The sequence below is a fragment of the Halorubrum ruber genome (genome assembly GCF_018228765.1).
Taxonomy (GTDB): Archaea; Halobacteriota; Halobacteria; order Halobacteriales; family Haloferacaceae; genus Halorubrum; species Halorubrum ruber.
Map to the genome: position 1 here is coordinate 2,608,721 of NZ_CP073695.1, position 26,134 is coordinate 2,634,854.

Annotated in this window: 31 protein-coding genes; 20 read left to right on the plus strand and 11 right to left on the minus strand. The window is 69.5% G+C overall.

All coding sequences use genetic code 11. The features are described from left to right. Nucleotides 1-16 precede the first annotated feature (16 nt). The 7 genes from J7656_RS12870 to J7656_RS12900 form a co-directional block, all read right to left on the minus strand. Complete coding sequence (locus tag J7656_RS12870; protein ID WP_017342508.1) at nucleotides 17-442, minus strand: universal stress protein; 426 nt, start codon at nucleotides 440-442, stop codon at nucleotides 17-19. Between the two features lie 24 nt (nucleotides 443-466). Beyond that, nucleotides 467-664 (minus strand): HVO_0649 family zinc finger protein, encoded by a 198-nt coding sequence (locus J7656_RS12875; RefSeq protein WP_017342507.1) that lies wholly within the window; start codon nucleotides 662-664, stop codon nucleotides 467-469. Nucleotides 665-849: 185 nt separating this feature from the next. Beyond that, the gene (locus J7656_RS12880) at nucleotides 850-1,167 is read right to left on the minus strand and encodes a DUF3194 domain-containing protein (RefSeq protein WP_017342506.1); all 318 of its coding nucleotides are present in this window, start codon (nucleotides 1,165-1,167) and stop codon (nucleotides 850-852) included. A gap of 4 nt (nucleotides 1,168-1,171) precedes the next feature. Next, nucleotides 1,172-1,561, minus strand: a complete 390-nt coding sequence (locus J7656_RS12885; protein ID WP_026046168.1) for a prefoldin subunit beta — start codon at nucleotides 1,559-1,561, stop codon at nucleotides 1,172-1,174. Nucleotides 1,562-1,680: 119 nt separating this feature from the next. Then, nucleotides 1,681-1,938 (minus strand): KEOPS complex subunit Pcc1, encoded by a 258-nt coding sequence (locus tag J7656_RS12890; RefSeq protein ID WP_008365861.1) that lies wholly within the window; start codon nucleotides 1,936-1,938, stop codon nucleotides 1,681-1,683. 22 nt (nucleotides 1,939-1,960) lie between these two features. Next, the gene (locus tag J7656_RS12895) at nucleotides 1,961-2,095 is read right to left on the minus strand and encodes a DNA-directed RNA polymerase subunit P (protein ID WP_007994536.1); all 135 of its coding nucleotides are present in this window, start codon (nucleotides 2,093-2,095) and stop codon (nucleotides 1,961-1,963) included. Between the two features lie 4 nt (nucleotides 2,096-2,099). Then, nucleotides 2,100-2,366 carry an eL43 family ribosomal protein gene (locus tag J7656_RS12900; protein WP_004596544.1) on the minus strand — a complete coding sequence of 89 codons (267 nt, stop codon included), beginning with the start codon at nucleotides 2,364-2,366 and terminating at the stop codon, nucleotides 2,100-2,102. Nucleotides 2,367-2,887: 521 nt separating this feature from the next. On the opposite strand from J7656_RS12900, the gene J7656_RS12905 reads away from it, so the two are divergent. From J7656_RS12905 to J7656_RS12950, 10 genes are all read left to right on the plus strand, one after another. Continuing rightward, the gene (locus tag J7656_RS12905) at nucleotides 2,888-3,823 is read left to right on the plus strand and encodes a thiazole biosynthesis protein (RefSeq protein WP_211553490.1); all 936 of its coding nucleotides are present in this window, start codon (nucleotides 2,888-2,890) and stop codon (nucleotides 3,821-3,823) included. Between the two features lie 531 nt (nucleotides 3,824-4,354). After that, nucleotides 4,355-6,112: a pyruvate kinase gene (gene pyk / locus J7656_RS12910; RefSeq protein ID WP_211553491.1), complete on the plus strand. Its 1,758-nt coding sequence runs from the start codon at nucleotides 4,355-4,357 to the stop codon at nucleotides 6,110-6,112. Nucleotides 6,113-6,243: 131 nt separating this feature from the next. Continuing rightward, complete coding sequence (locus tag J7656_RS12915; protein WP_211553492.1) at nucleotides 6,244-6,531, plus strand: DUF7312 domain-containing protein; 288 nt, start codon at nucleotides 6,244-6,246, stop codon at nucleotides 6,529-6,531. 100 nt (nucleotides 6,532-6,631) lie between these two features. Further along, entirely contained in the window at nucleotides 6,632-7,285 is a 654-nt protein-coding gene (locus J7656_RS12920; protein WP_211553493.1) for an NfeD family protein, read from the plus strand. Between the two features lie 78 nt (nucleotides 7,286-7,363). Beyond that, entirely contained in the window at nucleotides 7,364-8,107 is a 744-nt protein-coding gene (locus tag J7656_RS12925; RefSeq protein WP_017342499.1) for a YIP1 family protein, read from the plus strand. Between the two features lie 79 nt (nucleotides 8,108-8,186). Then, a complete protein-coding gene (dcd, locus tag J7656_RS12930; RefSeq protein WP_017342498.1) occupies nucleotides 8,187-8,828 on the plus strand; it encodes a dCTP deaminase in 642 nt (213 codons plus the stop codon). Continuing rightward, nucleotides 8,825-9,739 (plus strand): thiamine-phosphate synthase family protein, encoded by a 915-nt coding sequence (locus J7656_RS12935; protein WP_211553494.1) that lies wholly within the window; start codon nucleotides 8,825-8,827, stop codon nucleotides 9,737-9,739. The genes dcd and J7656_RS12935 overlap by 4 nt, the downstream gene beginning before the upstream one ends. A 329-nt stretch (nucleotides 9,740-10,068) precedes the next feature. Continuing rightward, nucleotides 10,069-12,237: a methionine--tRNA ligase gene (metG, locus tag J7656_RS12940; RefSeq protein ID WP_211553496.1), complete on the plus strand. Its 2,169-nt coding sequence runs from the start codon at nucleotides 10,069-10,071 to the stop codon at nucleotides 12,235-12,237. Nucleotides 12,238-12,305: 68 nt separating this feature from the next. Next, on the plus strand, nucleotides 12,306-12,512 hold the full coding sequence (locus J7656_RS12945) for a DUF8141 family membrane protein (RefSeq protein ID WP_017342495.1): 207 nt from the start codon (nucleotides 12,306-12,308) through the stop codon (nucleotides 12,510-12,512). Between the two features lie 193 nt (nucleotides 12,513-12,705). Next, nucleotides 12,706-13,953, plus strand: coding sequence for an RNA-guided endonuclease InsQ/TnpB family protein (locus J7656_RS12950; protein ID WP_017342494.1), 1,248 nt, complete (start codon nucleotides 12,706-12,708; stop codon nucleotides 13,951-13,953). 16 nt (nucleotides 13,954-13,969) lie between these two features. On the opposite strand, the gene J7656_RS12955 is transcribed toward J7656_RS12950, so the two are convergent. Both J7656_RS12955 and J7656_RS15120 read right to left on the minus strand, forming a co-directional pair. Further along, entirely contained in the window at nucleotides 13,970-14,428 is a 459-nt protein-coding gene (locus tag J7656_RS12955; protein ID WP_017342493.1) for a VOC family protein, read from the minus strand. 39 nt (nucleotides 14,429-14,467) lie between these two features. After that, entirely contained in the window at nucleotides 14,468-14,593 is a 126-nt protein-coding gene (locus J7656_RS15120) for a hypothetical protein (RefSeq protein WP_017342492.1), read from the minus strand. A 119-nt stretch (nucleotides 14,594-14,712) separates the two neighbouring features. Between J7656_RS15120 and J7656_RS12960 the strand changes: the two genes are divergently transcribed. The 3 genes from J7656_RS12960 to sppA all read left to right on the plus strand — a co-directional run bounded on the left by J7656_RS12960 (nucleotide 14,713) and on the right by sppA (nucleotide 17,667). Beyond that, nucleotides 14,713-15,390 carry a 2,5-diamino-6-(ribosylamino)-4(3H)-pyrimidinone 5'-phosphate reductase gene (locus J7656_RS12960; protein ID WP_017342491.1) on the plus strand — a complete coding sequence of 226 codons (678 nt, stop codon included), beginning with the start codon at nucleotides 14,713-14,715 and terminating at the stop codon, nucleotides 15,388-15,390. Between the two features lie 261 nt (nucleotides 15,391-15,651). Further along, entirely contained in the window at nucleotides 15,652-16,575 is a 924-nt protein-coding gene (locus J7656_RS12965; protein ID WP_017342490.1) for a coiled-coil protein, read from the plus strand. A 156-nt stretch (nucleotides 16,576-16,731) separates the two neighbouring features. Then, complete coding sequence (gene sppA, locus J7656_RS12970; RefSeq protein ID WP_017342489.1) at nucleotides 16,732-17,667, plus strand: signal peptide peptidase SppA; 936 nt, start codon at nucleotides 16,732-16,734, stop codon at nucleotides 17,665-17,667. 240 nt (nucleotides 17,668-17,907) lie between these two features. Here the strand turns inward: sppA and J7656_RS12975 are convergent, their stop codons facing one another. Further along, nucleotides 17,908-18,957 (minus strand): RNA-guided endonuclease InsQ/TnpB family protein, encoded by a 1,050-nt coding sequence (locus tag J7656_RS12975; protein ID WP_121596676.1) that lies wholly within the window; start codon nucleotides 18,955-18,957, stop codon nucleotides 17,908-17,910. A gap of 220 nt (nucleotides 18,958-19,177) precedes the next feature. On the opposite strand from J7656_RS12975, the gene J7656_RS12980 reads away from it, so the two are divergent. The 3 genes from J7656_RS12980 (at nucleotide 19,178) to J7656_RS12990 (ending at nucleotide 21,605) form a co-directional block, all read left to right on the plus strand. After that, nucleotides 19,178-20,314 (plus strand): DUF373 family protein, encoded by a 1,137-nt coding sequence (locus J7656_RS12980; RefSeq protein ID WP_017342488.1) that lies wholly within the window; start codon nucleotides 19,178-19,180, stop codon nucleotides 20,312-20,314. 65 nt (nucleotides 20,315-20,379) lie between these two features. After that, nucleotides 20,380-21,204 (plus strand): shikimate dehydrogenase, encoded by an 825-nt coding sequence (locus J7656_RS12985; protein ID WP_017342487.1) that lies wholly within the window; start codon nucleotides 20,380-20,382, stop codon nucleotides 21,202-21,204. Nucleotides 21,205-21,437: 233 nt separating this feature from the next. Continuing rightward, nucleotides 21,438-21,605 (plus strand): hypothetical protein, encoded by a 168-nt coding sequence (locus J7656_RS12990; protein ID WP_192812431.1) that lies wholly within the window; start codon nucleotides 21,438-21,440, stop codon nucleotides 21,603-21,605. A 29-nt stretch (nucleotides 21,606-21,634) separates the two neighbouring features. On the opposite strand, the gene J7656_RS12995 is transcribed toward J7656_RS12990, so the two are convergent. Then, nucleotides 21,635-22,093, minus strand: coding sequence for a hypothetical protein (locus tag J7656_RS12995; RefSeq protein ID WP_017342486.1), 459 nt, complete (start codon nucleotides 22,091-22,093; stop codon nucleotides 21,635-21,637). Between the two features lie 130 nt (nucleotides 22,094-22,223). Here J7656_RS12995 and J7656_RS13000 point away from each other — a divergent pair, with 130 nt between their 5' ends. The 4 genes from J7656_RS13000 to J7656_RS13015 are packed head-to-tail and all read left to right on the plus strand — an operon-like array spanning nucleotide 22,224 to nucleotide 26,106. After that, nucleotides 22,224-22,841 carry a helix-hairpin-helix domain-containing protein gene (locus tag J7656_RS13000; protein WP_211553498.1) on the plus strand — a complete coding sequence of 206 codons (618 nt, stop codon included), beginning with the start codon at nucleotides 22,224-22,226 and terminating at the stop codon, nucleotides 22,839-22,841. Nucleotides 22,842-22,893: 52 nt separating this feature from the next. Then, nucleotides 22,894-24,567 (plus strand): anthranilate synthase component I family protein, encoded by a 1,674-nt coding sequence (locus tag J7656_RS13005; protein WP_017342484.1) that lies wholly within the window; start codon nucleotides 22,894-22,896, stop codon nucleotides 24,565-24,567. Continuing rightward, nucleotides 24,564-25,205 carry an anthranilate synthase component II gene (locus J7656_RS13010; RefSeq protein ID WP_211553500.1) on the plus strand — a complete coding sequence of 214 codons (642 nt, stop codon included), beginning with the start codon at nucleotides 24,564-24,566 and terminating at the stop codon, nucleotides 25,203-25,205. The genes J7656_RS13005 and J7656_RS13010 overlap by 4 nt, the downstream gene beginning before the upstream one ends. Further along, nucleotides 25,198-26,106 (plus strand): aminotransferase class IV, encoded by a 909-nt coding sequence (locus J7656_RS13015; RefSeq protein ID WP_211553502.1) that lies wholly within the window; start codon nucleotides 25,198-25,200, stop codon nucleotides 26,104-26,106. The genes J7656_RS13010 and J7656_RS13015 overlap by 8 nt, the downstream gene beginning before the upstream one ends. The last annotated feature ends 28 nt before the right edge of the window (nucleotides 26,107-26,134 follow it).

The following is a 26,134-nucleotide window of genomic DNA, read 5'->3' on the forward strand; positions in this document are numbered from 1 at the left end:
CGGCAGGGATCCGAGACTATTCTCCGATGTGCGCCGTCAACACCGGGAGTTCGCTGTGTCGCACGACCCGCTCGGCGACCGAGCCCGCCGTGACGAAGCGGCCGATCCCGGTGCGGCCGTGGGTCCCCATCACGATCAGGTCGGCCCCGTAGTCAGTCGCGGCGTCGAGTATCTCCTCGTGCGGGCGACCGCGACGGAGGTGGAGCTCAGCTTCGACGCCCCGCTCCGCGGCCGCCTCCGCGACCGCGTCGAGGGCTCGCTCGCCGCGCTCCTCCTCGCGTTCGACGACTAGATCCCACTCGTCGGCGCCGGCGATACCCTCGTCGACGACGAACAGCGCGTGGATCCGGGCGCCCGTCAGCGCGGCGAGGCCGCAGGCCTGCTCGATGGCGGCGGCGCTCCCGGCGCTCCCGTCGGTCGGGCACAGGATCGCGTCGTACATCGGTATCGGTCTCGCGCCCCCGTCTCAGAGCCGGTACCGCCGAACCGTGGTGTCGCCACAGCCGGGGCACTCGTGGCGGTACTCGACGGTCGCGCCCGTCGTCGCGGCCGCCCACTCGCTCTCCTCGTCGACGAACCCACACTCCTCGCAGGCGTGCGGTCGGCCGTCGAAGCGCGCCCGGAGCCGGTCGAACGCCGTGGTACCGCCGGTACGAGATGACATGTGGCAACTGTACTCAATGTCATTATTAATAGTTTACTACGAGAGGAGGAGAGCAGCTGCGCCTAGCGGCAGAAGTGGCTCCTCGGGTCCGACATCGACTCCGGAAAAACGGGTGTGCCGCCCGGCTGACGGACGGGCGCGCCGCGTGACGGACGGACGCGCCGCCTGAAAGTCGGGCGCGCGGCCTACTCGGCGAACAGCTCGTCGACGGCCTCGCCCGCGGTCTCGACCGCCTCCTGCGCGACCGCCTCGCGGTCGGGCTCCGCGTCCTCGGGCGCGTTGAGGTAGACGTCCACGTCGAGGACGCCCTCCTCGAACGTGACGGTGACGTCGAGGTCCGTGACCGTCGACTGGTCGTAGTGTTTGAACACGATTCCCTCGGCCGCCTCGGCGGCGGTGCGAACGACCTCGTCGTCGCTCGGCTCCGCGGCGGCGTCCGCGGCGTCCGCGGCGTCGTCCGCACCGTCGTTGGCCTCTGAATCGTCGGTTCCGTCGTCGGTCACGGCCTTACGCGCCGCCGGCGCCCGGGCCGCCCGGTCCCATCGGGCCGCCGCCGCCGCCCGCGCCGCCCTGGAGCATCTGCTGGAGCTCGCTCTGGAGGTCGTCGAACTGCTCCTCGACGCGCTCCTCCTGCTTCTCGAGCTGCTCGACGCGGACCTCGAGCGAGTCGACCTTCTCCTCGAGGTCGTCGTAGGCGGACTCGTAGTCCGTCTCGACGAGGACCTCGCCGATCTCGCGGTACATCCCCGCGTCCTCGTCGACGTCTTCGAGCGCGTCGAGGGCGGTCTTCGACTCGTTGAGCGCGGACTGCGCCTGCTCCTTCTGCTCGGCGACCTGCTGTGCGGTCTCCTGAAGCTCCTGCAGTTCCTCGATCTTCTCCTGTGCCTCGGGCGGCATGTTCCCTTGCATGGGCGGACCGAGGCGGCCCGGACGGAAAAACCCCTTACTTCTCGGACGACGGACTATTCGGAGCGCAGCGGGCCGAGAGGGCGCGGTATCGGCGTATCCGATGAGCCTCAATCGCGTCCCGCGCCGACGCCCTCGGCGACGGAGACCAGCCGTGACCAGCTGTTGACGCCGGCGCGCAGCGCCACGAGGTCGTCGGCGAGCACGCGGACGCGGACCGCGTCGCCCTCGCGGTCGACGGTCGCGCTCGACCGGGCGTCGTCGATCTCGCCGACCTCGGGGCCGAGCGCGGCGGCCACGACGCGGGCGCGTCGCTCGGTAGGGTAACTGAAAGAGAGGACCGTCTCGTGTGCGCGCGTCGCCGTCACGGTCCGAAATGGAGGGGGTCGCTTACTCGACGTCGACTTCCTTGATGTCGCCGCCGCGCTCCTTCAGGAGGACGCGGTGGCCGCAGTACGGGCAGCGCACGCCGCCGTACTCGTCGAGGGTGACGTCGCGCTTACAGCGGGAGCACTTGTAGCTCATCGTCCTATTCCTCGTCGGCGAGCGCGGCGCGGATGGAGCGGCGGACGGTGCGACCGCCGGGCGTCTCGGGGCGGTACGCACCGCCCGTGAACGTCTCGCCGGTCTCCTCGTTGACCCAAATGCCGGTACCCACGCGCTTGACGTCGTCGCCGTCGACGGTCGCGTTGCGCATCTCCGCTTCGATGTCCTGGACCCGCTTGCGGGAGACCCGGCCGTAGCGAGCGCCGAATCGGCCCGCGCTGCCGGTGCTTCGAGCCTTGTCCTCAGCCATAGTAGCCACTTCTACCGCCAGCGTAGGTAAAAAGGCTGCGAGTTGCGGCGGTCGGGAAGGCACGCGCGACGATAAGCAGACAACTGGACGCGGCGGTGGCGCGTGCCTGCGAGGCCGCTCTGCGGCCGAGCAGCACGCGCGAGGGAGCGGTGAGCGACGGGCGACCGGAGGGAGCCCGGAGCGAACCGCGAGGCTGGGGAGGCGTGAGGTGCGGTCGCTGTGCGGTGCGGGGCGGGACTCAAAGGGGCAGTCGCGAGGACGAAGACGCGCGACGCAAGCACTGGAGGGAGCGAGCGTAGCGAGCGACCGAAGCGCGCAGCGAGCGCATCGAGTCCTCGCGACTGGGGCTTTGGCGGTGTTCGTGTCGGTAGCGTGCGTATATCACCGAGCGACTGGGGCGTTGGCGGTGTTCGCCGGGGCTCCCGTTTCGGTTACTTATAAATGTGCGAAGTGGACCCTGACACGACCTCCCACAGCTTCACCGTAACACCTATCACAACCAAGTAATACTACCAAGTTGTATGAAGGGATTCGACGGCTTCGCGGACGTGAGCGAGACGGACGTAACGAGAGCCATCGGCACCGAGTGGACGGACGGGTTCCTCGATTTCACGGATTCAGAGGTGATCGTCCTCGGCGGCGGTCCCTCCGGGCTGATGGCCGCGAAGGAGCTGGCCGAGCGCGGCGTGAAGGTGATGATCGTCGAGAAGAACAACTACCTCGGCGGCGGGTTCTGGCTCGGGGGATTCCTCATGAACACGGTGACAGTTCGGGATCCCGCCCAGGAGATCCTCGACGATCTCGACGTCGACTACGAGCCGGTCGGGGACGTCGACGGGCTCTACACCGCGGCCGGGCCGGAGGCCTGCTCCGGGCTGATCAAGGCGGCCTGCGACGCCGGCGCGCGCGTCCAGAACATGACGGAGTTCACCGACCTCGTCGTCCGCGACGACCACGAGGTCGGCGGGATCGTGATGAACTGGACGCCCGTCCACGCGCTCCCGCGCGAGATCACCTGCGTCGACCCGATCGCGGTCGAGTCCGACCTCGTCATCGACGCGACCGGCCACGACGCCGTCGCGATCAGCAAGCTCGACGAGCGCGGCGTCCTCTCGGCGCCCGGCATCGAACACGCCAAGGAGAATAACACCGGGATGGACCAGACCGGCGACGGCGAGTACGGCGCCCCCGGCCACGACTCGCCCGGCCACGACTCGATGTGGGTCGGCGAGAGCGAGGACGCCGTCGTCGAGCACACCGGCGTCGTCCACGACGGCCTGATCGCCTCCGGGATGGCGGTCGCGACCGCCCACGGCCTCCCGCGGATGGGTCCCACGTTCGGCGCGATGTTGGTGTCGGGGAAGCGCGCCGCCCAGACCGCGCTGGACGAACTCGGCGTCGACGCGCCCGAGGTCGAGCTGTCGGTCGGGAGCGGGCCCGCCCCCGCGGACGACTGATAAACCACCGCTGACGCTTCGAGGACGGCCCCCTCCAACGCCTCTGACTCTTATTTATAAATCGTCGACTTAGATCAACGGCAAACTCCTCCAAAGCCCCAGCCGCTCGGCTATACTCGGTCAACTGTGGATCGACGGCGAACCCCTCCAAAGCCCCAGTCGCGAGGCCGCCGTACGCTCGCTGCGCTCCTCACTCGGTCGCTCACTTCGTTCGCTCCCTCGTTCCGGTGCTTACGTCGCCTACGGCGGCCTCGCGACTGCCCCTTTGAGTCCCACCCCCACCGCCCCGCACAGCAGCCTCACACCTCCCCAGCCTCGCCGCTCACGCCCTTCGGGCGTTCGCGGCGTCCCTCGCGCGTGCTGGCTCGCGGCCTACCGGCCGCTCGCAGGCACGCGCCGACCGCGTATCGATTTATAAGTGGTCGCCGTACTCCGAGTCGGAGAACCGCGTCGGGACCGTTCTTCACGAACGTTTACTCGGGAGCGACGCAACCGGGTGCCTTTTTCCGGCGCTACGTCGAACCCGGCGACATGCGAAACGCCAAGATCGTCTGTACGATCGGTCCCGCCTCGGACGACCGGGACACGATCCGCGGCCTCGCCGACGCGGGGATGTCCGTCGTCCGGCTCAACGCCAGCCACGGAACGACCGACCACCGGGAGACGGTGATCGAACGCGCCCGCGAGGTCGACGACGAGATCGACGACCCGCTCGCGGTGATGGTCGACCTGAAGGGCCCGGAGGTCCGGACCGCCGAGATCGACGAGCCGATCTCGCTCGCGAAGGGCTCGGAGGTCACCTTCGCCGAGGGAGACGACGCGACGCCCGAGCGCGTCGGCCTCACCCACTCGATCGGGGCCGCGGGACCGGGCGACACGATCCTGCTGGACGACGGTCGGATCGAGTGCCGCGTCGAGCGCGTCGAGGGCGAGTCCGTCGTCGCGACGGTCGTCTCCGGCGGGAAGCTCGGCTCCCGGAAGGGCGTGAACCTCCCCGGCGTCGCCATCGACGTGGACCTGATCACCCCCGAGGACGAGGCGGAACTCGACCTCGCGGCCCGGACGGACGCCGACTTCGTCGCGGCTTCGTTCGTCCGGAACGCCGACGACGTGTACGAGATCGCCGACGAGCTGGAGGTCCGCGGCGGCGACGACATCCCGATCGTCGCGAAGATCGAGCGCGCCGGCGCGGTCGAGAACTTAGAGGGGATCGTCGACGCCGCCGACGGCGTGATGGTCGCCCGCGGCGACCTCGGCGTCGAGTGCCCCTTAGAGGACGTACCGGTGATTCAAAAGCGGATCATCCGGACCTGCGTCAACGAGGGCGTCCCCGTCATCACCGCGACGGAGATGCTCGACTCGATGGTCACCTCGCGGCGGCCGACCCGCGCCGAGGCCTCCGACGTGGCCAACGCCGTCCTCGACGGCACCGACGCCGTCATGCTCTCCGGCGAGACCGCGGTCGGCGACGACCCCGTCAACGTCGTCGAGACGATGGACCGGATCGTCCGGCAGGTCGAGGCCAGCGACGAGTACGCGGAGACGCGCGAGCAGCGCGTCCCGACCGCGGAGGAGGGGTCGCGCACGGAGGCGCTGGCGCGGTCGGCGCGCTACCTCGCGCGCGACATCGGCGCCTCGACGGTCGTCGCCGTCTCCGAGTCCGGCTTCACCGCGCGCAAGACCGCCATGTTCCGGCCGGGCGTCCCGGTCGTCGCGACGACGCCGAACGACCGCGTCCGCCGTCAGCTCGCGCTCTCGTGGGGCGTCCGCCCCGTCTTAACCGAGTACGCCGACGACATGGAGGGGATCCTCGACAACGCGGTCGAGGCCGCGCTCGACCGCGGCGGCGCCAGGTCCGGCGACACCCTCGTGGTTCTCTCCGGCATGCTCACCGAGTTCGAGGGGACGAACACGACGAACACGCTGAAGGTCCACGTCGCCGCCGAGACGCTCGTGACCGGGAAGGCGGTCGTCGCCGGTCGCGTCGCCGCCCCCGTCCACCGGACCGCGGACGGCGACCTCGACGCGCTGCCGGACGGCGCCGTCGTCGCGCTCGGCCCCGACTTCGACGGGGAGTTCTCCGGCGACCTCGACCGGATCGCCGGGGTCATCGACGCCCGCGAGGGGATGACCGGCTACCCCGCCGTCGTCGCCCGCGAACTCGGCGTCCCGATGGTCTCGGGCGCCCGCCTGCCCGAGTCCGTCGCGGACGGAACCACGGTGACCGTCGACGGCGAGCGCGGCGTCGTCTACGACGGCGACGTCCTCCGGGCGGCTCGCGAGCGGTAGGTCGATCCACCGAACTGGGGCCGCCGACCCGTCCCGCGCCCAACCCAACCACCCCAGCGATCTGACCGCTCCTCCCGACCCGACCGCCCGCGCCCGCCAGCCATTTATTACGGAGCCGCGTACGTCCGGCCATGAGCGACGAATCCGGCGGCGACGCCCGCGACGGTGACTCGGCCGACTCCCCGGAGTCGGCGGAGTTCGGCGAGCGGAGCCGGGCCAACGACGCCGGCGACGAGAGCGCGGACGACGAGCGCGAGTGGCGCTTCGCGGTCGACGACGTCGGGCCCGACGGGGTCACGGAAGACACCGCCACGCCCGCGGACGAGCCGATAGAGCCGGGCGACGTCACCCTCGAACACGCGGTCTTCGTCGTCCTCGGGGTCGCGCTCACGGTCGGCGTCCTGCTGCTCGGGTTCTGAGTCAGGTCGCCGCCGGTCGGGCGCGAACCGGGCGGGGACGGCCGCTCGACCGACGCCGCGGCCGCGCACCACTTATCAGGCCGCGGCCGTAGGACCGAACATGAACGCGCTCGCACAGTCCGGGCTCCTCTCGCCGGACACCCTCCCGCTCCTGCTTCTGACCGCGGGGCTGCTGCTCTCGATGGCGGAGGCGCTCGCCCCGGGGGCGAACTTCATCGTCGTCGGCATCGCGCTCATCGGCGCGGGACTCGGCGGGCTCCTCCTCTCGTCCGTCGTCGCCGGCGCCGGGCTGGTCGCCATCATGGCCCTCCTCACGCTCGTCTTCGGCGCCGCCGCCTTCTACGGCTACCACGAGTTCGACCTCTACGGCGGGAAAGGGCAGCAACAGACCAGCGACAGCGACTCGCTGAAGGGGAAGACGGGGACGGTGACGGAGCGGGTGACGCCCACGGGCGGCGAGGTGAAGCTCGCCGGCGGCGGGTTCAATCCCCACTACTCCGCCCGGTCGATGGACGGCGAGATCGACGAGGGCGAGGAGGTGATGGTGGTCGACCCCGGCGGCGGCAACGTCGTCACCGTCGAGTCGACCGGGTACGTCGAGGACGACATCGACCGCGAGCTGGCGGCCGACCGCGCCCGGAAGGCCGCCGCGAGCGACGACGACGCGGACGAGACCGCCCCGAGCGAGGCGAAAGGAGGCGACGCGGAACCGGAGACCGACGCGGAACGGGAGCCGGAGTTCGACCGGGAGTGAGGAGGTCCGCCGAGGCGCCGACCCGCGGCCGCGAGCCGGGCGGTAAAGCACTTGTCCGTCGAGGGAGATCGGCCGACTATGCCCTCCCCGCTCGCCGCTCTCGCGAGCCTTCCCGGTAGCGCCCTCGACCGCGTTCGCGACGCCTTCGGCTCCCCCCGGGCCGGCGGGGTTGCGGTCGCGATGGTCGTCGTCGTCACGATCGGCACCAGCGTCGGAATCCTCGCGCTCGGAGCCGTCTTCGACGCGACGGTCGACCGGCAGATCACCGTCGACAACCCGGATCGCCCCCCGGAGCCGACCTGCGAGACGTTCGGCGACGACTCCGACTCCGTGTTCGCCGAGGAGTGCGACGAGCCGGAGCGGATCGAGGTCGACGCGGGGGAGGAACTACGCGACGCCGCGACCGGCTACCTCCACTACGGGCTGCTCGGCGTGCCGCTCTGGTGGGCGCTGTTCGCGGTCGCGCTCCACGTCGGCGCGCGCGTCGCCGGCGGCTCCGGCTCGGTCGGCGACTCCTTCGTGATCGCGGGGTGGGCGATCGGCGTCGAGCTGCTCCGGCTCGCCGCCGGGCTCGCCGCGATCTGGTACGCGCTCTCGAACGCGGCGATCTCGGGGGAGACGTTCGAGGCGCTCTCGAACGAGATCGTCGCCGCGGTCACGAGCGCGACGGGGCCGCTGCTCGTCGCGTCCGCGGTCGGGATCGCGGTCCAGTGGGTCGTGGTCGTCGGCGGGTTAGAGGCAGAACACGACCTCGACCGCGGGAGCGCGGCGGGCGTGGCGACGGTCTTCGCGGTCGTCGCGCTGCTGCTCGCGGCGGTCTGAAGCGCCCCGGAACGTCCCGCCGCGCTCGCCGCGGCTGCGGATTCGGGAGTTTTTAAGCGCCGGCGCTCCCCCTCCCGGTATGATCCTCTCCGACGCCGACATCCTCGACCGGCTCGCCGAGGGCGACCTCGCGATCGAGCCGCTCGACGACGTCGACCAGCAGGTCCAGCCCGCCAGCGTGGACCTGCGGCTGGGCGAGCGGTTCTTGGAGTTCCAGCGCACCAACATCCCCTGCATCCACCCGACCGACGCGGGCGAGGTGAGCGAGTACGTGACGGAGACGACTGTCGATGAGGGCGACGAGTTCATCCTCCACCCCGGCGACTTCGTCCTCGGGACCACCGCGGAGCGCGTCGCGATCCCGGACGACCTCGTCGCCCACGTCGAGGGGCGCTCCTCGCTCGGCCGGCTCGCGATCGTGGTTCACGCCACGGCCGGCCTGTGCGATCCGGGGTACGAAGGACAGATCACGCTCGAACTCTCGAATCTCGGCACCGCTCCCGTCGCGCTCTCGCCCGGCATGCGCGTCTCGCAGCTCACCTTCACGGAGCTGAAACGGCCCGCCGAGCGCCCGTACGGCGCCGAGCGCGGCTCGAAGTACCAGAACCAGGACGGCCCGCAGGCGTCGCGGATCGGCGACGACCCCGAGTTCGCGGGCAAAGAGGGCGAGGGCGGCGACGCAGCCGACCGGTCGGGGAACCCGGAGGGCGAAGAGCGATGAAGTTCATCGAGGAGGTCGTCGTCGATGAGTTCCTGCCGACCGTCCGCTCGATGCTCGCGGAGGACCTCCGCGACCGCGGGTTCACGCAGTCCGAGGTCGCCGACGCCCTCGGCATCTCGCAGTCCGCGGTCTCGAAATACGCCGCCGGCGACGTGGCGAGACACGAGGACATCGTCGAAGACGAGCGCGTGCGCGACCTCGTCGAGCGCGTGGGCGAGGGGCTCGCGAGCGGCGACCTCACGCCCGTGGCCGCGCTCGTCGAGATCGAGGTGCTGATCCGCCAGTTAGAGGAGGGAGACCTCCTCGCGGACCTCCACGAGGCGGCGATGCCCGCGCTCGCCGACGCCGACGTGGAGTTCTCGGTCCACGACCCGGACAGCGGCCTCCGCGAGCGCGAGCGCGTCCTCACCTCGGTCCGTCGCGGGCTCCGGACCCTGACGAACGCCTCCGGCTTCGCCGGGCTCATCCCGAACGTCGGCGCCAACGTCGCGGAGTGTACCGCCGACGCGGCCACCGTCGACGACGTCGCCGCGGTCCCCGGTCGACTCGTCGACGTGAAGGGCCGGGCGATGGTGCCCGGCGAGCCGGAGTTCGGCGTGAGCGAACACGTCGCGACGGTGCTGCTCGCCGCGCGCGAGGCGGGCGCCGACGTCCGCGGCGCGGTGAACCTCCGGTACGACCCGGAAACGGTCGAGGCGCTCGCCGCCGACCGCCCGACCGTCGAGTTCGACGCCGAGCGGCCGACCCGCGAGGCGGTCGCCGACGCGGTCGCGGCCGCCGACCTCCCCGCCGACGCGGAGACGGAGACGCTCGTCCTGTACCAGACCGGCGCCGTCGGCGTCGAGCCGATCGTGTACGTCCTCGCGCCGACCGCTGCCGAGGCCGCGCGGGTCGTTCGCGAGCTGCTGTGAGCCGGCGCGGGCCGCCCGCGGCCCGCTGCGAACCGACCGCCCCTCGGGCGACGCTTTTTAGACCGAACCGCGCGAACGAAGCGGTGTGACACCGTCTCGACGGCTTGGGATGCGGATGCGCCCCTTTTGCGGCGGGCGGACCCGTCGCGTCGCCGGCGGCCGGTAACGCGGTCGACGGCGCCGCGGCGGCGAATCCCGTCGCCTCTCCGCAGCGCCCGGGCCGTCGACCGCCTCGCGGACCGCGGCTCTCCCGTGGACCGCGCGAGCTGCGTCGGCCCCGAACCAGCGGGCTTTAGACCCGATCGACCGACACACGACACACACACCACATGAGCCACGACGACTTCCCCACCGACCGGCCCGCGGTGGTGACCTGTGGACTGCCGTACGCCAACGGCGACCTCCACATCGGTCACCTCCGCACCTACGTCGGCGGCGACGTGTACAGCCGCGCGCTCGAACGACTCGGCCAACGGACCGCGTTCGTCTCCGGCTCCGACATGCACGGGACGCCGGTCGCGGTCAACGCCGAGCAGGAGGGCGTCTCCCCCGAGAAGTTCGCGCTCGACTGGCACGAGCGCTACGCCGAGACGTTCCCGAAGTTCAACGTCGACTTCGACAACTACGGCCACACCCACGACGAGACGAACACCGAGATCACCCAGCAGCTCGTCCGCGACCTCGACGAGGCGGGCCACCTCTACGAGAAGGAGATCATGGTCGCGTACGACCCCGTCGACGACCAGTACCTCCCCGACCGCTACGTCGAGGGGACCTGCCCGTACTGCGGCGCGCACGCCCGCGGCGACGAGTGCGACGAGGGGTGCCAGCGCCACCTCGAACCCGGCGAGGTCGAGGATCCCGAGTCGACGATCACCGGTAACCCCGCGGAGTACCGCGAGCGCACCCACAAGTTCTTCGCGGTCTCGGAGTTCGCCGACTACCTCTCCGACTTCCTCGACCGGCTGGAGGGCACCTCGAACGCCCGCAACCAGCCCCGCGAGTGGATCGAACAGGGGCTCCAGGACTGGTGTATCACCCGCGACATGGACTGGGGGATCGACATGCCGGGCGGCGAGGCGACGGAGTCGCCTCGGGAAGGCGGCGAAGCCGCCGACTCCCAGGACCTCGTCCTCTACGTCTGGGTCGACGCCCCGATCGAGTACATCTCCTCGACGAAGCAGTACTCCGAGCGCGTCGGCGCCGACGCCTTCGACTGGGAGGCCGCCTGGAAGGAGGGCGTCAGCGACGAGCACCCGGAGGGCGGCGAGGTCGTCCACGTGATTGGCCGCGACATCATCCAGCACCACACGATATTCTGGCCCGCGATGTTGGAGGCGACCGACCACGCCGAGCCGCGCGCGGTGATGGCGAGCGGCTTCGTCACGCTCGACGGCAAGGGGTTCTCGACCAGCCGCGACCGCGCGGTCTGGGCGGACGAGTACCTCGACGAAGGGTTCCACCCCGACCCGCTCCGCTACTACCTCGCGACCAACGGCGGGTTCCAGCAGGACGTGGACTTCTCGTGGGAGAAGTTCGCCGAGCGCGTCAACACCGAGCTGGTGGGCACCGTCGGCAACTTCCTCTACCGCTCCCTGCTTTTCGCCCACCGCAACTACGAGGACGGCCCCGACGCCGACGCCCCGAGCGACGAGGTGGCGGCGCGGATCGACGAGGCGGTCGAGGAGTTCGCGGCCGCGGTCAACGACTACTCCGTCCGCGCGCTGGGCGACGCCGTCACCGACCTCGCGCGATACGGCAACGAGTACATCCAACGCAACGAGCCGTGGAAGCTCGTCGACGAGGAGCCCGCGGAAGCGGAACAGGTCATCTACGACTGCGTCGCGCTCGCGAAGGCGATCGCCGTCCTCTTCGAGCCGCTGGCCCCGGAAAAGAGCGAGCGGCTCTGGGACCAGCTCGGCGAGCCCGGCTCCGTCCACGACGCCACCGTCGAGGCCGCTCGCGAAGGGCCCGCCGGCGACCTCGGCGAGCCGACCGAGCTGTTCGAGCAGGTCGAAGACGAGCGCGTCGAGGACCTGAACGAGAAGCTCGAAGCGCGCGTCGCCGAGTCGGAGAGCGACGACGGCGACGAGGGAGACGAAAGCGACGACGACGAGAACGACGACGAAACCGATACCACCGACGACACCGACATGACCGACATCGAACCCCTCAGCGACGACCGCATCAGCTTCGACGACTTCCAGGAACTGGACATCCGCGTGGGCCGGATCGAGGAGGCGGAGGGGATCGAGGGCGCCGACGACCTCGTGAAGCTCACCGTCGATCTGGGTGCGGAGACCCGGACGATCGTCGCGGGCCTGAAACAGCTCCACGACGTCGACGACCTCCCCGACACGAAGGTGATCGTCCTCGCGAACATGGAGAAGGCGGAGCTGTTCGGCGTCGAGTCGAACGGGATGGTCCTCGCGGCCGGCGAGGAGGCCGACCTCCTCACCACCTACGAGGACGCCGCACCCGGGACGAAGGTGAAGTGAGGTCGCGGCGCCCCCGTCACGGCGACGGTTCTCGAAGTTTTATTTGACTGACGTGCGACGGGTCGCGCATGGCCCTCCTCGCGTGGTTCGAGGCCCTCTCGTTTCAGGCACAGCTGATCCTCGTCGCGGTCGTCTGCGACCCGATCGGGTTCGCCGCCGGCTACCTGCTCGCGCCCGAGTTCGGCGTCGAGCCGATCCTCGGCGGCGCGTACGGGCTCGTGGTCGCGAGCCTGCCGCTGTCGCTGCTCGTGTTGCGCGAGGCGGGCAGACGGTAGCGATCGGCCGCGGTCCGGTCGCCCCACGGTCCGACGCCCGCCTCAGCATTTTCGAGGTGGAGCCCCCGGCCTCAAGGAGCGAACGGAGTGAGCGAGTAGGTCGGGGAGGAAACCGACATGGGACGACACAACCGCCACACAGCGACCGACTGACTCCCAAGAATATAAATACCGTTGGATACTCTCTGAAACTATGGGCGTGCGTCGAACCGCCGTCGTGAAACTCGCTGTTTCCGACGAGCAACGCGACGTACTCCACCGAACCGCCGAACAATATCTGTACTGCGCGAAACGAACCGCCGACTACTGTTGGTCCGACACCTCCTACACCCAGTGTAAGACCAACAAGCGAGAGGTTCGCGACGCGCTCTACGCCGACCTTCGAGAGGAGACGGACCTACAGGCCCAACTTGTCCAAGCCGCTATCAAACGCGCTGTCGAAGCCGTCAAAGCGTGTGTTGAACGGTGGAAAAAGGGACAGCGCGTCTCTCAACCGACGTTCACCGCCGAAACGATGGACTACGACACGCGGAGCGCGACCTTCTACCGGAACAAGGTGTCACTGGCAACTGTTGAGGGCCGAGTCGAACCCTCGTTTGTTCTCCCGGCAGACAGTCCGACGCCCTACGAGCGGTACGTACTCTCGGAGGACTACGAGTTCCGCGAGAGTACGCTTCGGTACGACGCGGCCACTGACGAGTTCTACCTCAACATTTCGACGCGGCGGACAGACGGTGACGATGAGGTTTCGGAAGATGCCGGGCACTCCGACCAAACGGTCCTCGGTATCGACCTCGGCGTCAACAGCCTCGCTGTGTCCTCAACCGGCACGTTTTGGCAGGGGGACGACTACGACCACTGGTGTCGTGAGTTCGAGAAGCGACGTGGCGAGATACAACGGCGCGGCACGCAGGCCGCACACAAGGCCCTGCTTCGCCTCGGGAAGCGCGAAGAAGCTTGGCGCAAACAGTACATCCACACCATCGCCAACGAACTCGTCTCGGAAGCCGTCGAACACGACTGCGACGTAATCGCGTTCGAGGACTTGAGTGACATTCGAGAGCGGCTTCCGGACGCGAAGTGGCACCACGTTTGGGCGTTCCGACGCCTGTTTGAGTACGTCTCCTACAAAGCCCCTGAACAGGGGGTCTCCGTGGAGCAAGTCGAGCCGAACCACACATCTCAACGCTGTTCTCGGACGGACTGTGGCTTTACACACGACGGCAACCGCCACGGCGAACAGTTCGAGTGCCAGAAGTGTGGGTATGAAGTGAACGCGGATTACAACGCTGCAAAGAATATTGGCGTGCGGTACGCTCGGAAGCGGCAACACAAACTCCGTTCCTCGCCCAAGTCGGGGAGCGGAGACGCACAAGTAGACGTGCGTGTGAATGGTGGGACGTTGAACGGTGAGAGTCACCAGCCTCTTGCTGGCGACTGATTGCCGGGAGTCCACATCAAAGCCCTACCCTCAAGGACCGAGGCGCGGAGCGCCGAGGGAGTAGGGTAGGGTAGTTTACGTTCCCCTCCGGGTCCCGAACGAACAGCACCGTCGTCCCGCTCTCGGTCGTTCGTGGCGGGCTCAGCGTCTCCACGTCGTCCGCGAGGTCGGCGTAGAACGCCTCGACGTCGTCGACGGCGAGGCCGAGGTGAGTCGCGCCGGGGCGGTTGAGCTCGGGCTCGTCGCTGGGGTCGACGTCCGGGTCGTACGCGACGAGTTCGACGACCGCGTCGCCGGCGTCGAGGTGCGCGAACTCGGCCGCGGCGCCCTCGACGCCGACCGCCTCGGCGAAGGCGTCGCCGCCGACCGAGAACTCGGCGACGACGTCGAGGTCGAACGTCGTTGTGTAAAACTCGACGGCCCGGTCGAGGTCGGCGACGGTGACCCCGACGTGGTGTGCGGTTGGGTCGGACACGGGTGGTCGCTCGGTCGGCCGGAGCTAAACGGTGTCGGGTCAGAGCCCGAACAGGCGGGCGGCGAGTCCCGCGAGCACGACCAGCGCGCCGAGAACGAACGTCCCCGGGAGCGGCAGGACGAACAGGAGCGCGCCGATCAGGACGACGATCGTCGACGTTCTCATGACGCGCCCGCTTCGGTCCCGCGTCGGATACGCTTTGGGTCGCGGCGGCCTCCACGGCCAACGGTCGCAGCGGCCTCCCCGACCGAAACGACCATTCCGCGTCCGGACGACCCTCGCGTATGCACGTGGTCGTCAACGCGGCCCAGAGCGTCGACGGGAAGCTCGCCACCCGCCGCCGGGAGCAGCTCCGGATCTCCGGGCCCGAGGATTTCGACCGGGTCGACCGCGTCCGGGCGGCCGCGGACGCGGTACTGGTCGGGGTCGGGACCGTCCTCGCGGACGACCCGCACCTCACGCTCGACGAGGAGGACCGCCGCGTCGAGCGCCTGCGGAACGGCCGACCGGGCGACCCCGCCCGCGTCGTGGTCGACTCCACCGGGCGGACGCCGACCGACGCCCGGATCCTCGACGACGCGGCGACGACGTACCTGCTCGTCTCGGCCGCGACCGACCGGGAGCGGCGCGAGGCGCTCGCCGACGCCGGCGCAGAGGTGATCGTGGCCGGCGAGGAGCGCGTCGACGTCGCCGAGGGGCTCGATCGGCTCGCCGACCGCGGCATCGACCGACTGATGGTCGAAGGGGGCGGCGAGGTGATCTTCTCCTGTTTCGATGCCGGCGTCGTGGACGAGCTCCACGTCTACGTCGGCTCGCTCGTGATCGGCGGCCGCGACGCGCCCACGCTGGCGGACGGCGCCGGATTCACCGAGGGGTTTCCCGACCTGACGCTCACGGGAACGGAGCGGCTCGACGACGGGGTCGTCCTCTCGTACGCGGTCGGGGAGGAGGACGGAGCGTGACGACGGACGGCGAGGGAGGCGGGCCGCGGCCGACGACCGTGTGAACCGTAACCACGGAAATCGCCGGGTACACGCTCCGTGGCACCGGTACGCACGAAAATCACCGAAGTATTTATGTATCGCCCGTTGGTAGTTGCTGGTACCAGAACGCCTCTGGCGCTGGTGGAATCGCACGCTGAAATGAACGGGAGTTCTTGCAGACGGCCCGACGCACCACAGCGAGCGTCCGCTATCGCCGGAGCGGTGATGGAGAGATAACAAATGGTAACGAAAGAAGAAGTCATCGAGCAGTACGACGTGGAACCGATGGACGAGGCGGACAACGTGGACCTTTCTGAGGACGACCTGGAGAACGGCTCCAAGGGCCAGCTCATCAAACGCGCCGGCCAGCTGCGAGACCGACGCAACGAGCTGAACCAGATGGCGTCCGAGCGCGCCTCCGAGCGCGACGACCTCAACGCGAAGACGCGCGAGAAGGTCGACGAGGCCCAGGAACACCGCGAGAAGCGCGACGAGCTCAACGAGCAGGTCCAAGAGCACAAGGACAAGCGCAACGAGCTCAACGCCGAGGCCAACGAGCTGTTCGACGAGGTCGAGGAGCTCAAACAGGACCTCGAGCTCGGCTCCGGGAAGTCCATCGAGGAGCTCGAAGAGGAGATCGAGGACCTCGAGTTCCGCCAGCAGACCGAGGTGCTCGACGCGGAGGACGAGCGCGAGCTGATCGAGAAGATCGACGACAAACGCGAGAAGCTCGCCGAGAAGAAAGAGAAGGTCGACGACACGAGCGAGCTCGACGAGCTCGTCGAGGAGGCCGAGGAGGTCCGCTCCGAGGCGTCCCAGCACCACCAGAAGGTGACGGAGCTCGCGGACAAGGCCCAGGAACATCACAACCAGATGATCGAGGCCTACCGCGAGGCCGACGACATCCGCGACGAGGCCGACGAGATGCACGAGCTCTTCGTCGAGGCCCAGGAGGCGGCCGACCGCCACCACGAGGACTTCGTCCGCGTCCAGAAGCGCCTGCGCGAGCTCGACAAGAAGGAGGAGGAGGAGCGGCAGGACGAGCGCGCCGAGAAGCGCGAAGAGGAGAAGGAAGAGGCCGAGGAGATCTATCAGAAGTTCAAGGAGGGCGAGACGCTCGACACCGAGGACCTGATGAAGCTCCAGAAGACCGGCCTCCTGTAAGTCGGTCGAGTCCCCCGGTTCCGACGCGGTTTTCTGCGGTTTTCCACGGTCGACAGCGACGCGCTCGTCGACCGCGACGAGCCGCCGGCGCTCCCGCCCGCGATCGGCGGCGCCGCCCACGACAGCTTATAAACGCGTGCGCCGCCAACCGTCGGTATGAACGACGCCTCGACGGACGGACGGAAGGGGTTGCTCGCGGCCGCCGCAGTCGGCGCGGCGACGACGATCGCGGGCCACGCGCTCCTCGGGCGGCTCACCGGCGGGCGGTTCGGTGACGCCGACGAGTACAACACCGCGAAGGTGACTGTCTCGGGGCCGATCCGGCGGAACCAGGGGCGACCCTCGCCGCTGTCGGGACCGGGCGGCGCGACCGCCGACGACGTGGTCGAGCAGATCGAGGCGGCCGACGAGGACGAAGACGTCGAGGCGCTGCTCGTCGAGCTCAACACGCCCGGCGGCGAGGTCGTCCCGAGCGACGACATCCGGCGGGCCGCCGCCGAGTTCGACGGGCCGACCGTGGCGTACGCGACCGACCTGTGCGCGTCCGGCGGCTACTGGATCGCGAGCGGCTGCGACGAGCTGTGGGCGCGCGACGCGAGCCTCGTCGGCTCCATCGGCGTCGTCGGGTCCCGGCCGAACGCCAAGGGACTGGCGGACAAGCTCGGCATCTCCTACGAGCAGTTCACGGCGGGCGAGTACAAGGACGCCGGCGTCCCGCTGAAGGAGATCGAGGAGGACGAACGGGAGTACCTCCAGGGGATCATCGACGGCTACTACGAGCAGTTCGTCGAGACCGTGAGCGAGGGGCGCGACATGGACCCGGAAGAGATCCGGGACACCGAGGCGCGCGTGTACCTCGGCGAGGACGCCGCGGAGATGGGGCTCGTCGACGACCTCGGCACCGAGGACGACGTCGAGGACCGGCTCGCCGACCTGCTCGGCGCCGAGCCGGAAGTCCGCGAGTTCACCCCGGAACGCGGGCTCGCGGAGCGGCTCGGCATCGGCGCCGAGCGCGTCGCGTTCGCGGCCGGGAGCGGGGTCTCGGACGCCTTCGTCGACGACGGCGGCGACATCGACGTGGAGTTCCGTTGACATCCTCCCCGCGCTAAAGCGCGAGGATTCCACAAAGTGGATATTCAGGTTGCGCGTTTCCTCGGGCCTCAAGGACGCTTTCGCGTGGGCCGTCAACGGTCGCCACCGAGTTGTGACCAACGGTGTGCTTTCCAGCGCGTACAGCCCTGTCAATGGGGCCTTCCTCCCCGCATACAGCGAGCGTCGAAGACGGCTGGCTATTCAACCAGCGAGGTAGTACGGTTCGCGTCAGCCGAACTGCTACGCCGTACATGGTTCTCCCTCCCGTTGTGCGATGTTCTCTGAAGCGTTCAGGTCTGCGTGGCGTCCTCGACCGCACTCCGAACACGAAAAGTGGTCGCCATCACGGGTTCCCATCGAACCACACGCTGAACACCGCTGGCTGGTATGGTACGCATCGACCTGTTCAACACGAATCCCAGCGCGTTCAGCTTTGTACGTGATGAATTGTTGGAGTTGGTGGAAATGCCACGAGTGAACACCTGACCATGAGCTGTTCTCGCGGATACCTTTGAGGTCTTCCATCCGGATGACGGGATTCTCGAACTGTTCCGCGAACGTGATGAGCCGACGGGAGAGTTTGTGGTTCAAGTCCGCGATTCGACGCTGTTCTTTGTCACCTACACGGTTACGTGCGCGAAGCGCACCCGCTTCCGAGAGCGAATCGCGTAGGGAACGATATTTGCGTCGAACGTACTTCGCCTCACCACCAGACACCAGCATTGATTCGTCCTCACCGTAGGCGGTCACAGCGAGGATATGCCGTTCACCAATATCGACACCGATAGGCGTCTCACCCGACGCGTCGGCGTCGTATTCGACGTTGAACGTACAGTACCAGTCGTCGCCACGGCGGTAGACCTGTAGACGAGTCTTGTCGGCGTCACCTTCGACAAGTCGGGCTACGGGGTCGGCAATATCGTCGTACACCTCAATCGGAGTGTACCACCATTGAGAGACGCACGGGAAGCCGACGACGACCGTGCCGTTCTCAGTCGTGTCGATTTCCCAGTTCTGGTTGTTGATGGCGAACGGTTGACTTTCTCGGTAGCGAACCTCCCCGTCCTTGCTGTGGTCGGATTTCGCCTCTCGGATGGCTTGGTTCTGAATAGCCGAGTAGAGGTCGTTGTTGATGCTGGACGTGGTCACGGACTTCCCGAAGTCGCCGTTCTCCCATCCGTCAATACAGAACTGTTTGGTATCACGGTAGAGACGAGAGGCGCGTTGCCACTCTTTCCGTCGTGAGAGGGATGGATTGTGGAACTTGGCGGTGACAGCCACCGTGACCATTACATCTGTAATTAGACGTGCCATCATTATGTATCTGGTGGAATATCGGGCGCGATATGGTCGGTGGTTCGTGTCATCGACTGTCGGATTCATCCCCGCGCTAAAGCACGGGGCTTTCTCCTCACACTTCCGTAACGGGCGGGAGAGGGGCCGCGGGGGCCGACCCGCGCGCGGCGGTCGACGGGGAGGATTTTTGTCCGGTCGCGGTGTGGGTCGACACGTGACGACGCTGGTCATCTGCGTCGACCGCTCGGGGGCGATCGGTCGCGCCACCAACGTCCCGATGCCGGTCGCCGGCTGGGAGGCCGTCCGGTCGCTGGTCACGGACGCCGGGTTAGACGACCCCGAGGACGCCAGCGTGAACTGCCTGCTGGAGTCGCTGCGCGTCGCGCGCGACCTCAGGGACGAGCGCGAGGAGTCGGTCGTGGCGGTCGTCTCCGCCGAGAGCGACACCGCGGTGGGCGCCGACCGCTCTATCGCCTCCCAGCTCGACGACCTCGTGGAGCGGTACGACCCGCGGGCCGCCATCGTCGTCGTCGACTCCGCCGAGGACGAGCGGGTCCTCCCGGTCGTCGAGTCGCGGATCCCGGTCGACTCGGTCGACCGCGTCGTCGTCCGCCAGGCCCGGGACATCGAGTCCACCTACTACCTGCTCAAGCAGTTCCTCGCCGACGAGCAGCTGCGGTCGACGATACTCGTGCCGTTCGGCGTCGCGCTGCTGCTCGTCCCCGCGCTGTTCTACTGGTTCTCCGCCGGCGAGGCGATCGCGGGCGTCGCCGGCCTGCTCGGCGCCGCGCTCCTTTATAAGGGACTCGCGATCGACCGGTTCGTGGCGGGGATGCCCGAGCGGGTCCGCGAGGCGCTGTACGCCGGGCAGGTGTCCGTCGTGACGTACGTGGTGGCGGGCGGGCTCGCCTTGGTCGGCGGGTTCTTCGGCTTCCTCGCCGCCTCGGACCTTGGTCCCGGATCGCCCCGGCTCGTCGAGGTCGTGGAGTTCGCCTACGCGGCGGTTCCGTGGTTCGCGGTCGCGGGCGTGACCGCGGCCGTCGGACGGCTGCTCGACGAGCTGATCCGCGACGAGGGGATCCGGACGCCGTACCTCAACCTCCCGTTCGTCATCGCCGCGGTCGCCCTCGTCGTCCGCGGGTTCGCGGGCTACTTCCTCGCGCAGGAGGCGATCCACGAGCCGCTGTCGATGTACGGGATGACGTTGACCCCGGTCCAGCAGCTCGCGGCGTTCATCGTCGGCGGCATCGTCGTGTCGCTCGTCGGCGTCAAGGTCGCCAGCGACGTCGGCACCGAGACCCTCGAAGACGTTATCGACGCCGAGCGGGACGCCGAGGGGCAGCGGGAGTAGGGGCGGACCGGACCGCTCGGCGTCCGACCGACCGCCTTTTGTCGGTCGCGGCCGCGTGAGCGGGCATGGACGTGTACGGACTGATCGGGAACCCGGTCGGCCACTCGCTGTCGCCGCCGATGCACGAGGCGGGCTACGAGGCGCTCGGCCTCGACGCGCGGTACGTAACCTTCGAGCCGGACGCCGACGCCGCGGCCGCGGCGATTTCGGGCGCCGCCGACCTCGGCGTCGCGGGGCTCAACGTGACGGTGCCGTTCAAGCGAGACGCCCTCGGCGCGGTCGACCCAGCCCCGCTCGCCGAGCGCATCGGCGCCGTCAACACGGTCGACTACGGGCCGGTCAGGGCGGGCGAGACCGACCGGCCGCGCGGCCACAACACCGACGCAGCCGGGGTGACGCGGGCGCTCGCGCACCACGACGTGCCCGTCGACGGCCGCGACGCGCTCGTCGTCGGCGCGGGCGGCGCGGGGCGGGCGGCCGCGTTCGCGCTCGCCGACGCGGGCGCGACGGTCCACGTGGCGAACCGCACCGCGGAGCGCGCGACGGAGTTGGCCGCGGACGTGCCGGACGCGACCGGCGGTGGCCTCGACGACCTCGCTACCCGCGTCGCGGCCGCCGACCTGCTCGTCAACGCGACGAGCGTGGGGATGGAGGCGCCCGAGGAGACCCCGGTCCCCGCGGAGCACCTCCACGGCGACCTCGCGGTCCTCGACGCGGTGTACGCGCCGATCGAGACCCGGCTGCTCCGCGATGCCGCCGCCACGGGCGCGACGACCGTCGACGGCGCGTGGATGCTCCTCTATCAGGGGGTCGAGGCGTTCGAGATCTGGACCGGCGAGGACGCGCCAGTCGAGGCGATGAACGCGGCGTTACGGGCGGAACTGGAGTGACGCGGTAGAGCGATTATTTATAAACGGAACTGCGGCGGCGCGTGCCTGCGAGCGGCCGCCATCGGCGGCCGCGAGGAGCACGCGCGAGGGAGTCGGCGGTCCGGAGCGGAGCGGAGGACCGCCGACGAGGCTGGGGAGGTGTGAGGTGCTGTGCGGAGCGGTGCGGGGTGGGACTCAAAGGGGCAGCCGTGAGGCGGGCGCAGGCGAAGTAAGTACCGCAGGGAGCGAACGGGGTGAGCGACCGAGGAACGCAGCGAGCGTGCGCCCGCCTCACGGCTGGGGCTTTGGAGGTGTTCGCCGCCGATCTGCTGTCAGCTATTTATAAGCGAGCGACTGGAGCTTTGGAGCTATTCGCCGCCGATCTGCTATTAGCTATTTATAAGCGGCCGATGACATCTTAAAAGAACCCGACTACCCGAACCAAGCCTCGTTAAAACAATCCAGGACTCGCGAGCAGTCCGGCGGTGACGATGAGTCCGACGGAGACCGCCGAAGCACCGTAGAGGAACGGCTTCGCGTCGCGGGCGGGCTCGCGGAGCTTGCCCGCGTCGAGGCCGTCAGCCAGCTTCGAGCCGCCGACCTCGACGAGCCCGGTGCCGACGAACCACAGCCCCAGCATCGTCAACACGAGGTGGCCGCGGGGCGTCCCCGTCAGCCCCTCGAACGTGTACAGCGTCCCGGCCATGTGGCCGCCGGTGGCGACGAACGCGATCGCGCCGATCCGGGTGATCCAGCGCAGACGGCCGACGACCGAGCCGAGCGCGTCGCCGCCGATGTCGCCGCGGAGCGCGGGCGGAAGGATCGCGAGGGTGACGAACAGCACGCTGCCGACCCAGAGGACGGCGAAGCCGACGTGGACCGACCACATGACCGGATTGAGAACGTCCATACCATCGGAACGCGCCGGTCCCACTTATAAACCGGCGGGACGGATCGCCCGACCGTTGCGGCGGGACGGAGGCAACGGTTGGTTGCGGCGGAGAGGGTTTTTAAATATCTCGCACGTGTAGCCGCCGGCAATGGCTCTACTCCAGAAGCTCAAAGAGAAGCTCGGATTCGGGAGCGGTTCGGGCGAGCGCGAGTCCGGCGAGACGGAAGTGACGGTCGAGCGCGAATCGGAGCCGGCGGCCGACGCGTCCGGGACCGACGGCACCGAGGCGAGCGATCCGGTCGAGGCGACGGAAGCAGCGGCTAAAGCGGAATCGGCGACTGAACCGGAATCTGCTGAAGAACCGGAATCTACTGAAGAACCGGAATCTACTGAAGAACCGGAATCTGCGGAGAGCGAGGCCGACGAGACCGACAAGACCGACGGGGAGGCGGTCGCCGCCGAGACGGAGGCCGCCGCCTCGACCGAGTCGCTCGTCGACGACGAGGGCGCCGATGCGGACGAGGCGGCCGAGCAGGCGGAGGCCGCGGCGGGCGAAGAGGACGCCGTCGCGGTCGACGACGACGACCGCGGCCCGGACGTCGAGGAGATCAAGGGCATCGGCCCGGCGTACGCCGAGCGCCTCGCGGAGATCGGCATCGAGACGGTCGACGACCTCGCCGGCGCGGACGCCGCCGCGGTGGCCGAGGGGACGAGCGTCGGCGAGAACCGCGCCGCGACGTGGATCGACCGCGCGAGCGAGTTCTGAGGGCGGGTCGGGCGACCGCAACTGTTTCGTCGCCTCCGCCGAACGGAGTCCCATGAGGCGAACGGTACACACCGACCGGGAGCGGTTCCGAGCGGTCGCGGCCGCGGCGCCGGACGGCGCGCGGGTCCCGGTCGAACTCCGGGTCGACGTCGACGACCCCTTCGACGCCTACCGCCGGGCGCGCGACGGCCCCGGCGGCGTCTTCTACGAGACGACCGGCGGCCAGTCCGGCTGGGGGTACTTCGGCGTCGACCCGGTCGAGCGGCTGACCGTCTCCGGCGAGGCGGTCGTCGCGGGCGGTGCGGCCGATCCTGCTGACGAGAGTGACGACCCGCCGTCGACCGGCGACTACCGTCGCCCGTCACCCTCACTCTCGGCGCTGGAGGGCGTCCTCGACGGCGAGCGGCTGGCGCGCGGCGACTGCGACGTGCCGTACCCCTGCGGCGCGTTCGGCTGGCTCTCCTACGACGCCGCCCGCGAGCTGGAGGAGTTCCCGCCCGCAGCGCCCGACGGTCCGGGAGCGGTCGACGACCGCGGGCTCCCGCGGCTCCGGGCCGTCCTCTTCGACCGTGTCGCGGCGTGGGAGTGCCCGGTGGACGGCGACGACGCCGACGCGAACGACGACCCCGTCACGCTTCGAGTGACCGCCTGTCCCCGCGTCCCGGACGGATTCGACGACCCCGACGCTGACCACGCCGCGCTCGACGCCCTGTTCGACGAGGGGCGGACGCGGGCCGCCGACCTGATAGACCGGATCGAGGACGGCGACCCGGCCGCGGGACCGGCGCCGGACCCGACCGCCGAGAGCGCGACCTTCGAGAGCGACGTGGGCCGCGAGGGGTACGCCGACGCGGTCCGGCGGGTCAAGGAGTACATTCGCGAGGGCGACACGTTCCAGGCGAACGTCTCCCAGCGGCTCACCGCGCCGGCCGCGGTCCACCCGGTCGAGGCGTACGACGCGCTCCGGGCAGTGAACCCGGCGCCGTACTCCGGGCTGATCGAGTTCGGCGGCCAGCCGAGCGGCGTCGACCTCGTGAGCGCGAGCCCGGAGCTCCTCTTGGCGCGCGAGCCGACCGACGACCCCGACCGCGGCGCGCGCCTCGTCACGGAGCCGATAGCGGGGACACGACCGCGAGGGGACACGGACGCCGCCGACGCCGGACTGGAGACCGAGCTGACCGGCGACGAGAAGGAGCGCGCCGAACACGCGATGTTGGTCGACCTCGAACGCAACGACCTCGGGAAGGTGTCGCGGTTCGGCACGGTCGAGGTGAGCGAGTACCGCCGCGTCGACCGGTACAGCGAGGTGATGCACCTCGTGAGCCTGATCGAGGGGGAGGCCCGCCCTGACGCCGGGTTCGCGGACGCGGTCGCGGCCTGCTTCCCCGGCGGGACCATCACGGGCGCGCCGAAGCCACGGACGATGGAGATCATCGACGAGTTGGAGCCGACGCGCCGGGGGCCGTACACCGGGTCGATGTTCGCGGCCGGGTTCGACGGGCGCGCGACGCTGAACATCGTCATCCGGACGCTCGTGCGCCACGCGGCGGAGTACCACCTCCGGGTCGGCGCGGGGATCGTCCACGACTCCGACCCGGACGCCGAGTACGAGGAGACGCTCGCGAAGGCACGCGCCCTCGTCAGCGCGGTCGACGAGGCGCTCGCCGCCGGCGGGATGGCGGTCGAGGCCGAGGGTGACCCCGTGGAGGAGGCGGTGGAGCGATGACCGGGTCGGCGGCTGAGACGATGAAACGCGGCTGGCGCCCCGGCGCGGGCGACTCGGACGCCCGGGTCCTCGTCGTCGACAACTACGACTCGTTCGCGTACAACCTCGTCCAGTACGTTGGCGAGGTCGCCGGCGCGGTGACGGTCCGGCGGAACGACGCGGTCGACCTCGCGGGGATCCGCGCGCTCGATCCCGACGGCGTCGTCGTCTCGCCAGGGCCGGGGACGCCGGCCGACGCGGGGATTTCGACCGCGGTCTTCGAACTCGACCGGCCCGTGTTCGGCGTCTGCCTCGGCCATCAGGCGCTTTGCGCCAGCCGCGGGAGCCGCGTCGGCCACGCGCCGGAGGTCGTCCACGGGAAGCCCTCGACGATCACCCACGACGGCGAGGGGGTCTTCGACGGCCTCCCCGACCGCCTGCGCGTCGGCCGGTACCACTCGCTGTGCGTCGAGCGCGAGGACCTCCCGGACGAACTGGTCGAGACTGCGCGCACCGACGAGGAGCGCGAGGTCGTGATGGGCGTGCGCCACCGCGAGAAGCCGCACGTCGGCGTCCAGTTCCACCCGGAGAGCATCCTCACGCCCCGCGGGAAGCGACTGGTCCGGAACTTCGTGGAGGTGTGCGAAGCGCATGAGTGACGACCCGCTGCGGTACCACGTCGACGGCGAGCTCGTCCCCGCCGCGGAGGCGACCGTCTCGGTGGAGGACCGCGGGTTCGCCTACGGCGACGCCGCCTTCGAGACGATGCGCGCGTACGGCGGCGACGTCTTCCGGTGGGAGGCGCACGCCGACCGGCTCGCCGATACCTGCGAGACGCTCGGGCTCGACCACGGGATCGCCGACGCGGAGCTAAAGCGGCGGGTCGACGAGACGCTGGCCGCGAACGACCTCGCGGACGCGTACGTCAAGCTCTCGATCTCCCGGGGGGTCCAGCCCGGCACGCTCGACCCGCAGCCCGAGGTCGATCCCACCGTCGTCGTCATCGCGAAGCCGCTCCCGCGCGGCGGCGTCGGGAGCGATCCGGCCCACGACGGCCCGGCCGCGCTCCAGACGACGAAGACGCGCAAGCCGGCGGACCGCGCGCTCCCGGCCGCGGCGAAGACGCACAACTACCTGAACGGAATCGTAGCCCGGCTCGAACTCCGCGTCACCGGCGCCGACGAGGCGCTGATGCTCGACCCCGACGGAAACGTCGCCGAGGGCGCGACCTCGAACCTCTTCTTCGTCGACGGGACCGCCCTCAAGACTCCGTCGCTCGACGGCCCGATCCTCCCCGGAGTCACCAGAGCGACCGTGATCGACATCGCGGAGTCGGAGGGGATCCCGGTCGAGGAGGGGACGTACGCGCCGGACGCCGTCCGCGAGGCCGACGAGGCCTTCCTCACGAACTCGACGTGGGAGATTCGACCCGTGGAGACCGTCGACGGCATCGCGGCCGACGGCGACGGCGAGGGGGTCGCCGGGCCGCTCACGACGCTCCTCTCGCGGCTGTTCGACCGGCGGATCGAAGAGGGGTACTACGACGGCGGGCGGCTGTAGTCGGGGGAAGCGGGTCGCCGAAGCGGCC